The 9,858-nt window shown below is 67.0% G+C and carries 10 protein-coding genes; 8 read left to right on the top strand and 2 right to left on the bottom strand.

Going from position 1 to position 9,858, the window contains the following annotated elements:
- Positions 1 to 6: 6 nt before the first annotated feature.
- The 5 genes from ureG to ACLBYA_RS18510 are packed head-to-tail and all read left to right on the top strand — an operon-like array spanning position 7 to position 3,487.
- Positions 7 to 639 (top strand): urease accessory protein UreG, encoded by a 633-nt coding sequence (gene ureG, locus ACLBYA_RS18490; RefSeq protein ID WP_447710878.1) that lies wholly within the window; start codon positions 7 to 9, stop codon positions 637 to 639.
- Positions 636 to 1,463, top strand: a complete 828-nt coding sequence (locus ACLBYA_RS18495; protein WP_447710879.1) for an urease accessory protein UreD — start codon at positions 636 to 638, stop codon at positions 1,461 to 1,463. The genes ureG and ACLBYA_RS18495 overlap by 4 nt, the downstream gene beginning before the upstream one ends.
- 1 nt (position 1,464) lies before the next feature.
- The gene (locus ACLBYA_RS18500) at positions 1,465 to 1,944 is read left to right on the top strand and encodes an urease accessory protein UreE (RefSeq protein ID WP_447710880.1); all 480 of its coding nucleotides are present in this window, start codon (positions 1,465 to 1,467) and stop codon (positions 1,942 to 1,944) included.
- Positions 1,925 to 2,620 (top strand): urease accessory protein UreF, encoded by a 696-nt coding sequence (locus ACLBYA_RS18505; RefSeq protein ID WP_447710881.1) that lies wholly within the window; start codon positions 1,925 to 1,927, stop codon positions 2,618 to 2,620. The genes ACLBYA_RS18500 and ACLBYA_RS18505 overlap by 20 nt, the downstream gene beginning before the upstream one ends.
- 15 nt (positions 2,621 to 2,635) lie before the next feature.
- The gene (locus ACLBYA_RS18510) at positions 2,636 to 3,487 is read left to right on the top strand and encodes an NmrA/HSCARG family protein (RefSeq protein ID WP_447710882.1); all 852 of its coding nucleotides are present in this window, start codon (positions 2,636 to 2,638) and stop codon (positions 3,485 to 3,487) included.
- On the opposite strand, the gene ACLBYA_RS18515 is transcribed toward ACLBYA_RS18510, so the two are convergent.
- Together ACLBYA_RS18515 and ACLBYA_RS18520 are read right to left on the bottom strand one after the other, a co-directional pair.
- On the bottom strand, positions 3,484 to 4,674 hold the full coding sequence (locus ACLBYA_RS18515) for a dihydrolipoamide acetyltransferase family protein (RefSeq protein ID WP_447710883.1): 1,191 nt from the start codon (positions 4,672 to 4,674) through the stop codon (positions 3,484 to 3,486). The two genes, ACLBYA_RS18510 and ACLBYA_RS18515, sit on opposite strands and share 4 nt — an antisense overlap.
- Positions 4,674 to 6,860: an alpha-ketoacid dehydrogenase subunit alpha/beta gene (locus tag ACLBYA_RS18520; protein ID WP_447710884.1), complete on the bottom strand. Its 2,187-nt coding sequence runs from the start codon at positions 6,858 to 6,860 to the stop codon at positions 4,674 to 4,676. The genes ACLBYA_RS18515 and ACLBYA_RS18520 overlap by 1 nt, the downstream gene beginning before the upstream one ends.
- 170 nt (positions 6,861 to 7,030) lie before the next feature.
- Here ACLBYA_RS18520 and ACLBYA_RS18525 point away from each other — a divergent pair, with 170 nt between their 5' ends.
- From ACLBYA_RS18525 to ACLBYA_RS18535, 3 genes are read left to right on the top strand one after another with little or no spacing between them, the layout of a single operon-like run.
- Complete coding sequence (locus ACLBYA_RS18525; RefSeq protein ID WP_447710885.1) at positions 7,031 to 7,555, top strand: VOC family protein; 525 nt, start codon at positions 7,031 to 7,033, stop codon at positions 7,553 to 7,555.
- A 7-nt stretch (positions 7,556 to 7,562) separates the two neighbouring features.
- Complete coding sequence (locus ACLBYA_RS18530; protein WP_447710886.1) at positions 7,563 to 8,222, top strand: GntR family transcriptional regulator; 660 nt, start codon at positions 7,563 to 7,565, stop codon at positions 8,220 to 8,222.
- 26 nt (positions 8,223 to 8,248) lie between these two features.
- Entirely contained in the window at positions 8,249 to 9,625 is a 1,377-nt protein-coding gene (locus ACLBYA_RS18535; RefSeq protein ID WP_447710887.1) for an NADP-dependent succinic semialdehyde dehydrogenase, read from the top strand.
- The last annotated feature ends 233 nt before the right edge of the window (positions 9,626 to 9,858 follow it).

Consider the following 9,858-nt stretch of genomic DNA (forward strand, 5'->3'; position numbering starts at 1 on the left):
AACATCATGAAGGAAGTCATCCGCATCGGTATCGGCGGGCCGGTCGGCTCCGGCAAGACCCGTCTGGTGGAGATGCTCGTCCCCGAGCTCATCCGGATGGGCCTCGGTGTCGCGGTGATCACCAACGATCTGGTCACCGACGAGGACGCGCAGCGGGTCCGGCGCAGCGGTGTCATCGATCCGCGCCGGGTGCTGGCCGTGGAGACCGGGGCCTGCCCGCACACCGCGATCCGCGAGGATCCCTCGGCGAACCTGGCCGCGGCCCGTCGGCTGGCCGGCGAGTTCGACGATCTGGATCTGATCCTGATCGAGTCGGGCGGGGACAACCTGGCCGCGACGTTCACCTCCGATCTGGTCGACTACTGGATCTTCGTCATCGACACCGCCGGCGGCGACGATATCCCCCGCAAGAAGGGGATCGGACTGCTACAGGCAGACCTGTTGGTGGTCAACAAGATCGACCTCGCCGACCTGGTGGGTGCCGACCTGGACCGGATGCGCCGCGACTGCACCGTGGCCCGGCCGGTGAAACCGACTGTGTTCACCGATCTGCGGTCCGGACACGGTCTCGACACCCTCGCCGACACGCTGCTGCACGGTGCCATGCTCTCACCCCGGCTCACCGCGGGTCGCCCGTGACGGCACCGGCGATCGCGCCCGGTGAGCTGACGGTGACGATGGTCGCCGATGCCACCGGGCGCAGCCGGCCGGCGGTATTGCGACAGCGCTATCCGCAACGGGTCACCGCCGCATTGCATTCGGATCCTGACCACCCGAATGCCGCGGTGTTGTGTGTGCAGAGCCCGAGCGGCGGCACCTTCTCCGACGACGACCTACTGACCACCGTGCAGACCACCACCGGGTCACACCTGGTGCTCACCACCCAGGCCGCCACCCAGGTGTTCGCCGGTGCAGGTTCCGGTGCCCGGCACCGGTTGGACTTCACCGTGCGATCCGGATCGACACTGGAGTACCTACCGAAAACGCTGATACCGCAGGAAGATTCTCTGTTGACGCAGAGCCTGGAGTTGGACATCGAGCCCGGCGGCAACTACCTGGGCTGGGACGCGGTGGCGGCCGGCCGGATCGCCTACGGAGAGCGATTCCGCTACGCGGGTGTCGACAACAGTTTCACCGTGCGATGTGATGGCCGCGTCATCGCACGAGATCGCCAGCGATTCGGACGCGGCGGAAACCCGCTGCTCGACGGGGACTATGTCGCCACCCTGCTGGCGCTCACCCCGGGCAGGCCGGTGGCTGCGATGCTGGCCGCGGTCCGCGCGGTGCTGCCGGCACTGCCGGACATCCGGGTCGGAGCCAGTGAGCTCCCCGGTGGGTGTGGCGTGTTCGCCCGGTTGATCGCGGCGGACGCACCCGCCGTGGCGCACGCCCAGACGACATTGCGCACCGCCGTACGTCCGTTCGTTGCGTCCAATCCAGCCCAGATCACAAGGAGCGCATGACATGTATGCCGAAACCGTGCTCGGTGCCGTCGACGAACCGCGGTTCGCCGACCGCACCCTGCATCACGTCGACATCGGGTGGGGTGATGCCGCCAAGCACCGCCAGTTGGTCACCAGCGATACCGGGGTCGAGGTCCGGATCACGCTGCCCCGCGGCACCTTTCTACGCCATGGCATGGTCCTCGCCGATGACGGTGCCAACATCGTCGTGGTACGCCGCCCGCCGGAACCCGCGATCCGGGTGCGGTTCGCCGACAACTCCGGGCGCAGCCTGTTGCTGCTCGGCCATCTGCTCGGCAATCAGCACGCCCCCGTCGACGTCGACGACGAGGGGCTGAGCGCACCGCTGTTCACCAGCGCCGAGGCGGCGCGGGCGATGCTGGCCGAGCTCGGAGTCGCCGGTGAGATCACCGACGCCGCCATGGCGCCGCGCGGTTGGGCGGCCACCTCGGCGGATCATCATGCCGGTCACCACCACTGAGGCGGCCGCGCTCGCGCTGTGGCAGCAGCTGCACGACAGCGCATTCCCTTCCGGTCGACTGGTGCACAGCAACGGGCTCGAGGACTGGCTGTCGAACCGGCCCGCGGCCGGCGCCACCGATATCGAGGCAGCGGTCTGCGCATACACCGAACACGGTTTCGCGACGCTGGACGCCACCGTCACCGCGCACTCCTGGCGGGCCGCAGACTCCGTGCACGAGCTCATCGAACTGGACGAGCTGACCTCCACCTACAAGCTGTACGACAACACCCGCACCGCATCGGTTTCCGCGGGCCGCCAGCTCGCTGCGACGGCGGAGGCGGTCGGGATGGCCGGCGAACACAAGTACCTGCTCGCGGTGCTCGACGGCGGTTGCCCCGGACACGCCGCGGTGGTCGACGGGGTACTGCAGGCGGTGCTCGGTGTTCCCCAGCGGCTGGCGGTGCTGGGAGTGCTACGCGCGATGATGGCGTCCATGCTGAGCGCGGCCGTGCGGCTGGGCAGGTTGGGGCCGTTGCAGAGCCAGCGCATCCAGCTGAACGCGGTGGCCGAGCTGGTACGGCTGGCCGACGACGCGTGTGCCCGTCCGCTGTCCGAGTTGTCGGGAACCGCGCCGGCGCTGGAGATCAGCGGGATGCGGCACGAGGAGCGCACGTCCAGGCTGTTCGCCAGCTGAGACTACGCTGAACCGGTGACCGGACATTTCGCGGTACTCGGAGCAACAGGTGCGCAGGGCGGCGCGGTGGTCAGGGCACTGCTGGAGCGCGGCGCCACGGTACGTGGAATCACCCGGCGCACCGACTCTCCCGCCGCCCAGCGCCTGGCGTCCGCCGGAGTCGAGGTGGTCGCCGCGGATCTCAGCGACGAGGCCGCCGTGGCGCGTGCCTTCGCCGGTGTCACCGGCGCCTACGCACTGACCACACCGTTCGAGGACGGGCCGGATGCCGAGGTGGCGCAGGGCCGGACCATTCTGGATGCCGCTCTCGCAGCGCAGGTGCCGCACCTGGTGTTCTCCTCGGTCGCCGACGCCGACCAACACACCGGCATACCGCATTTCGACAGCAAGGCCGAGGTGGAAGCGGCGTTGGCCGCATCCGGGCTGTCATACACCATCGTCGGCCCGACGTACTTCTACGACAACATGCTCGGCGGCCTCGACGACATCAAGGCCGGCGTCTTCGACCTGCCGTTACCCGCCGATGTGGCGCTGCAACAGCTGTCCCGACGCGATCTCGGCCGGTTTGTCGCCGCCGTGCTGACCGATCCCGACCCGGTGCGCGGCGCACGTATCGACATCGCTTCCGATCAGCCCACCGGCCAGCAGATGGCCGCCGTGCTGTCCGAGGCGCTGGGCCGTCCCGTAGAGCTGGCGACCCACGACCCCGCCCTGATCGCATCCGACGATATGCGAGCCATGTTCACCTTCCTGGCCCACGGCGGGTACACCGTCGACATCGCCGTACTGCATGCCGCGTACCCCGACATCGGCTGGCAGAGTTTCACGGATTGGGTGCAGAACGACCTGCGTCCGCTGCTCGCTTAAATCAGGATCGTCAACGGGTTCTCGATCCGCCGCACGAAGGCGGCCATCCACTGTGCCGCGACCGCGCCGTCGATCACCCGGTGATCGGCCGACAACGTCACCTTCATGACGGTGCCGATGGTCAATTCATTCTCTACCACAACGGGTTTGCGGATCGCGCCGCCGACGGCCAGGATGCCGGAGTGCGGCGGGTTGAGGATGGCCGAGAACTCGCTCACCCCGTACATGCCGAGGTTGGACACCGAGAAACTGCCGCCTTCCAGCTCGGCCTGTTTGATCTTGCCGGCCCGGGCCCGGCCGGCCAGATCTGCGATCAGCGTGGCGATCGCCGAGATCGGCAACCGGTCCACACCCCGCAACACCGGGGTCAACAGTCCGCCCTCGACGGCGACGGCAACGGCGATATCGGCACTGTCGTAGCGCCGGATCGAGTCGTCGTTCCAGATCGAATTCGCCTCCGGTACTTCCACCAGCGCACCGGCGACCGCCTTCAGCACAAAATCGTTGACCGACACCTTCACTGTGCCCGCGGCATTGACGGTGCTGCGCAGATCCAGCAGCGCGTCCACCCGGCAGTCCGCGGTGACGTAGAAATGCGGCACCGTGGTCTTGCTCTCGGTGAGCCGGCGCGCGATCGCCCTGCGCATCCCGGTCAGCGGGATATCGGTGAAGCCGGTCGGCTCGGCCACCTGGGCAGCCGGTGCCGTGACCGGGGCGGGGGCCGCCACCGGCGCGGGTAGCCGGTCCAGGTCGCGCCGGACGATCCGCCCGCCGGGACCGGTGCCTTTCACCGTGGCGAGGTCGATTCCCTTCTCCTTGGCGATCTTTCGGACCAACGGGGTGGCGAACAGTCGGCTGCCGTTCGATTGCGGTGGCGCGGCCACCACCGGTGCCGCGGCCTGCGGTTCCGGTTCGGGCGCCGGCACCTCGACGGTATCGGCACTTTCCCCGGGGGCGGTCACCACGGCGATCGGTTCGCCGACGGCGATGGTGGTGCCCGGCTCGGCGATCAGTTGCGCAAGAATGCCCTCGACCTCGGCCGCGTACTCGACAACCGCCTTCTCCGTTTCGATCTCGGCGATCGGGTCGCCGATCGCGATCTCCTGCCCGACGGTCACCAACCAGGTTTGGATGATCGCCTCACCGGTGTTGGCCAGCACCTCCGGCATCCGCACGACGGTGGGCATCAGGCGTCTCCCATCGCTGCGCGAATCTTCTCCAGGCCCGCCACGATCTCCTCGGTGCCGGCGATGGCGGCCCGCTCCAGCACCCGGGAGATGCTGGGCGAGGCCTCTTCTCCGGACACCCGTTCCACGGGTTGGTCCAGCCAGTCGAACAACCGGCGTTGTATCTCGTCGGCCAGCCAACCACCATAGGAACTGCCCCGGGCGCCCTGCTCGACGATCAGGACCGCGTTCGTCTTGCGGACACTGGCCTCGATGGTGTCCCAGTCGATGGAGGCACGGTCCAGCCAGCGCAGGTCGATCAGTTCGGCATCGATGCCGGTCTGTTCGATCGCCTCGCCACAGCGTGCGACCATCGACAGGTAGCTGATGACGGTGACGTCATTGCCGGCGCGCCGCACCGCCGCGGTTCCGGGCGCGATGATGTAGTCCAGTTCGGTATCGGGCAACTGGTCGGCGGTGCCGTACAGGTCGACATGCTCGATCACCAGGACCGGATCCTGCAGGGCCAGTGCGGCATTCATCAGACCCACATAGTCGGCGGCGGTCGACGGCGCCACGATGCGCCAGCCCGGGCTGGTGGCGAAGATGCCCGCTGGGTCCATCAGATGCTGCGACCCGTAGCCGGATCCCATTGCAACCTTGGTGCGCAGCACGAACGGCACCGGGTTGTCCCCGCCGAACATGTGCCGCGCCTTGCCGATCTGGTTGAACACCTGATCGGCGGCCACCCACATGAAGTCCGGGTACATGAACTCGACGACCGGTCGGAATCGGCCGTCGAGGGCCAGTCCGCCGCCGAGGCCGGTGAAGGCGTTCTCACTGATCGGGGTCCCGATCAGTCGGTTCTCGCCGTACTTGGCCAGACCTTTGGTGGCGCCATTGGTGCCGCCGTTGAGTCGGTGGACGTCCTCCCCGAAGATGACGATGCGATCGTCGGTGGCCATCCGCCGGTCCATCACGGCGGCCACCGCCTCGACGAACTTGGTCTTGCGCCACGGGCCGTCGTACGACGTCGGCTCCAGCACGTCGAGTGTTTCCAGTTCCGCTGCGTCACCGCGCACCCCGACGTTGACGAATCCGGGATCCGGCCACAGTTCGGGCCGGATCCGACGCTTTCCCTTGCTGTCCGGATCGTCCTCGAGCAGCTGTGCCACGGCATCGGTCATGGCCTGCTGAGACTGGCGGCGCAGTTCGACCACGCCGGCCTCGTCGATCAGACCCAACTCGATCATCTTGGTGGCGGTGAGTTCCAGCGGATCACGGGTGCGCCACTGCGCCTCCTCCTCCTTGTGCCGGTACCCGAAGGCGCTGCCCGGGTACGGGCCGTTCTGGTGGAAGAAGCGGTACACCTCGACCTCGATGACCGCGGGCCCGTTGCCGGCACGCATCCGCTCGGCGGCCTGCTCGGTGGCCAGATGCACTGCCAGAGGGTCCATTCCGTCAACCCGCCAGCTCGGGATACCGAAGCCCTGACCACGCACCGAGAGCCGCGGGTCGGCGGTGATCTCGTCGACCCGGGTGGACACGGCGTAGAGGTTGTTCTCGATGAAGAAGCAGAAGGGCAGCTTCCAGGCGGCGGCCAGATTCATCGATTCCAGCACCGAGCCGATCTGGCTGGAACCGTCCCCGAAGTAGCTGATGGTCAGATCATCGGTGCCGCTGTGCTTCTGGGCCCAGGCATTGCCCGCTCCCATCGGCACACCGCCGCCGACGATCGCGTTGGTGCCCAGCGCGCCGGCCTCGAACCACTGCAGATGCATCGAGCCGCCGCGGCCGCGGCAGTAACCCTGTGCCAGGCCGAGGATCTCGGCGAGAGTGCGTTGCAGCACCCGCGTGATCTTCGGTGTGATCGCCGCGGCCGGGTCGATCACCCCGCCGGACACATGGGTCAATGCCTTGGCGAGGAACTGGTGGTGGCCACGGTGCGAACCGTTGACGGCATCGGTGGAGCGCAACCCGACGATCGATCCGACCGCGCCGCCTTCCTGCCCGATGCTGGAGTGTGCGGGCCCGTGTACCAACCCTTCCCCGGCCAGTTCCAGCACCGTCTCCTCGAAGGCCCGGATGAGGTGCAGCTCAGCGAGCATCGTGCCCAGCAGGGCAGGGTCGGCGGCCCGCCAGTCGTCGTCGGTGGTCGACAGCGCGATCCATGGTTGGCCGGTTTCCAGGCGTTCTTCGGTAGGCATATCCCTCATCTCCAGCGACGGGCGTGGCGTCCACGGCGGGTGTACAGCCCATGTGACGCAGATCCCAGGATACGTCGATTGGATACACTTTGGCCAGATCTATTCCAAAATCCACACGCGCAGGGCTAGAGTTCACATCATTGGATCCATTTCAGAAAGGGTTGATCGGCATGCCCCTCCCCGGCCTGGTCGGCACCGACCACATCGGATTCACCGTGCCCGACCTGTCCCAAGCCCACGATTTCTTCGTCCGGGTGCTGGGTTGCACACACGTCTACACCCTCGGCCCGTACGCGCACGACGACGATTGGATGCAAACTCACCTCAACGTGCACCCGCGGACCGTCATGCGCGAGTTGCGCTTCTACCGTTGCGGCACCGGCGCCAATTTCGAGGTGTTCCAGTACGAGGCCGCCGACGGGCAGGCGGGTCCGCCGCGCAACAGCGATATCGGTGGGCATCACCTGGCGTTCTATGTCGACGATATGGACACCGCGGTGGACTATCTGCGTGCCGAGGGTATCGAGGTGCTCGGTGAGCCGACATCGAGCCGCAACGCCTCGGAGGGTCAGCGCTGGGTGTACTTTCTGAGCCCGTGGGGCATGCAGTTCGAACTCGTCAGTTTTCCTGGTGGGAAGGCCTACGAAGCCGGCGCGGAGGTGTTGTTGTGGAATCCGAATCATCCGGCGGACTGAGCAATTCATGACCCAACCGCAGATCCGCGATGGCGTCACCGGAGCCCGGGTGGCCGATGAGTTGCGCGCCGAGATCCTGCGGGGTGCCTACCCGCCGGGTACCCGGCTGCGGCAGGAGGCGCTGGCGGCTCATTATGGCGCCAGTCGCGTGCCGGTCCGGGAAGCACTGCGCATCCTGGAGGCCGATGGTCTGGTCACCACCGTGGCCAACGCCGGCGCCTGGATCGCGACACTGAGCCTGGACGAATGTGTCGAGCTGTACCAGGTGCGCGAGCGCATCGAACCGTTGTTGCTGCGCTACAGCCTGCCTCATCTCGACGATCCCGCGGTGCACCGGCTGGCCGAGCTTGCCGACCAGATGCAGGCCAGTGCCGATCTGGAGCAGTTCCTGGCGCTGGACCGCGAGTTCCACCTGGGCAGCTACGCCGGCGCTGCGACCTCCTTTCTGGGGCCGACGGTGGAGCGGCTGTGGAACACCACCCAGCACTATCGGCGGGCCTTCACCCAGTTGATGGACGACGCCAACCATCGGATCGTGCACGACGAGCACCACATGCTGGTCGCCGCCATCACCGAGCGCGACTCCGAGGAAGCCGAGCGGGTCCTGCTCGGCCACATCCGACGTACCCGGCGCCAACTCGCGCGGCATCCCGAAATTTTCGACTGACCCCACCCGAACAAAGGAACGTCCCCATGGCAATCGCGACCATCAACCCGGCCACCGGCGAGACGGTGCAGACCTTCGAACCTCATGACAGCACCGAGGTGCAGCGCCGCATCGCCGAGGCGTTCACTGCCGCGCAGACCCTCCGCACCACCAGCTATGCGCAACGCGCGCAGTGGATGCATGCCGCGGCCGATCTGCTCGAGGCCGACGTCGACAAGGCCGCCGAGATGATCACCCTGGAGATGGGCAAACCCATCGCGCAATCCCGCGCCGAGGTTCTCAAGTGCGCCAAGAACATCCGGTTCTACGCCGACAACGCCGAGGCCTTCCTGGCCCCGGCCACGCTCGCCGATCCGGGCGCCGTATCGGCCTCGGAGGCCGGCACGGTGTGGCAGCCACTGGGCGTGGTGCTGGCGGTGATGCCGTGGAATTACCCACTGTGGCAGGTGATCCGGTTCGCCGCTCCGGCGCTGATGGCCGGCAATACCGGCCTGCTCAAGCATGCCTCGAATGTTCCGCTGTCCGCGCTCTACCTCGACGACCTGTTCGAGCGGGGCGGCTTTCCGGCCGGTTCCTTCCGTACCCTGCTCATCGGATCCCGCGAGGTCGCCGCGGTGCTCGAAGACAGCCGCATCAAGGCCGTCACCCTCACCGGCTCGGAACCGGCGGGCAGGTCGGTGGCCGAGACCGCGGGCCGGCAGATCAAAAAGGCCGTGCTCGAACTCGGCGGCTCGGACCCCTTCATCGTGATGCCCAGCGCCGATCTGGAGGCGGCCGCGAGCACCGCGGTCAAGGCCCGCATCTCCAACAACGGCCAATCCTGTATCGCCGGTAAGCGGTTCATCGTGCACACCGATGTCTACGACGAGTTCACCCGACTGTTCGCCGACAAGATGGCAGCGCTGGTGGTGGGCGATCCGTTCGACGAGGCCACCGATGTCGGCCCGCTGGCCACCGAGTCCGGCCGTGCCGAGGTCGCCGAACTCGTCGACGACGCGATCGGCAAGGGCGCCCAGGTGCTCGTCGGCGGATCCGCACCCACCCAGCCGGGGTGGTACTACTCCCCGACTGTGCTGAGCGGGCTGACCGACGATATGCGCATCGTGATGGAAGAAGCCTTCGGGCCGGTGGCTTCGGTGTACCGGGTCGCCGACCGGGAGGAGGCGGTGCGCATCGCCAACCAGACCACCTTCGGTCTGAGCTCGGCAGTATGGAGCACCGATGCCGCAGAACAGGATTGGTTCGTCGGCGCGTTGGATGCGGGTGCGGTGTTCCTCAATGGGATGACGGTGTCCTACCCGGAGCTGCCGTTCGGCGGTATCAAGGACTCCGGGTACGGTCGTGAACTGGCGGCCGCCGGCATCCAGGAGTTCTGCAATCTCAAGACGGTCTGGAAGGCCTGACTCATTTCCGCCCAAACGAACAAACGGGCGGGAAAGTGCGAGAAGAATCCGCCAAAACGTCAAGTTCGGCAGGCATGAGAGAAGCTCCCGGTGGACATGTCCACCGGGAGCTTCTTTGTTGCGGGTGAGGGGACCCGCTGATATAGATCGAGTTGGTCCTTCTCAAATGCCTCCGGAGGTGTCAGGAAGGGATCTGTAACTGATTCCTTTTCGGGGTCCGCGTGTTGACGCAC

Source organism: Mycobacterium sp. C31M (assembly GCF_053345865.1).

Bases quoted from the DNA above. Each gene is read 5' to 3' on its own strand.
- ureG (WP_447710878.1), top strand. From the start codon at position 7: ATGAAGGAAGTCATCCGCATCGGTATCGGCGGGCCGGTCGGCTCCGGC.
- ACLBYA_RS18500 (WP_447710880.1), top strand. From the start codon at position 1,465: ATGTATGCCGAAACCGTGCTCGGTGCCGTCGACGAACCGCGGTTCGCC.
- ACLBYA_RS18505 (WP_447710881.1), top strand. From the start codon at position 1,925: ATGCCGGTCACCACCACTGAGGCGGCCGCGCTCGCGCTGTGGCAGCAG.
- ACLBYA_RS18515 (WP_447710883.1), bottom strand. From the start codon at position 4,674: ATGCCCACCGTCGTGCGGATGCCGGAGGTGCTGGCCAACACCGGTGAG.
- ACLBYA_RS18520 (WP_447710884.1), bottom strand. From the start codon at position 6,860: ATGCCTACCGAAGAACGCCTGGAAACCGGCCAACCATGGATCGCGCTG.
- ACLBYA_RS18525 (WP_447710885.1), top strand. From the start codon at position 7,031: ATGCCCCTCCCCGGCCTGGTCGGCACCGACCACATCGGATTCACCGTG.
- ACLBYA_RS18530 (WP_447710886.1), top strand. From the start codon at position 7,563: ATGACCCAACCGCAGATCCGCGATGGCGTCACCGGAGCCCGGGTGGCC.
- ACLBYA_RS18535 (WP_447710887.1), top strand. From the start codon at position 8,249: ATGGCAATCGCGACCATCAACCCGGCCACCGGCGAGACGGTGCAGACC.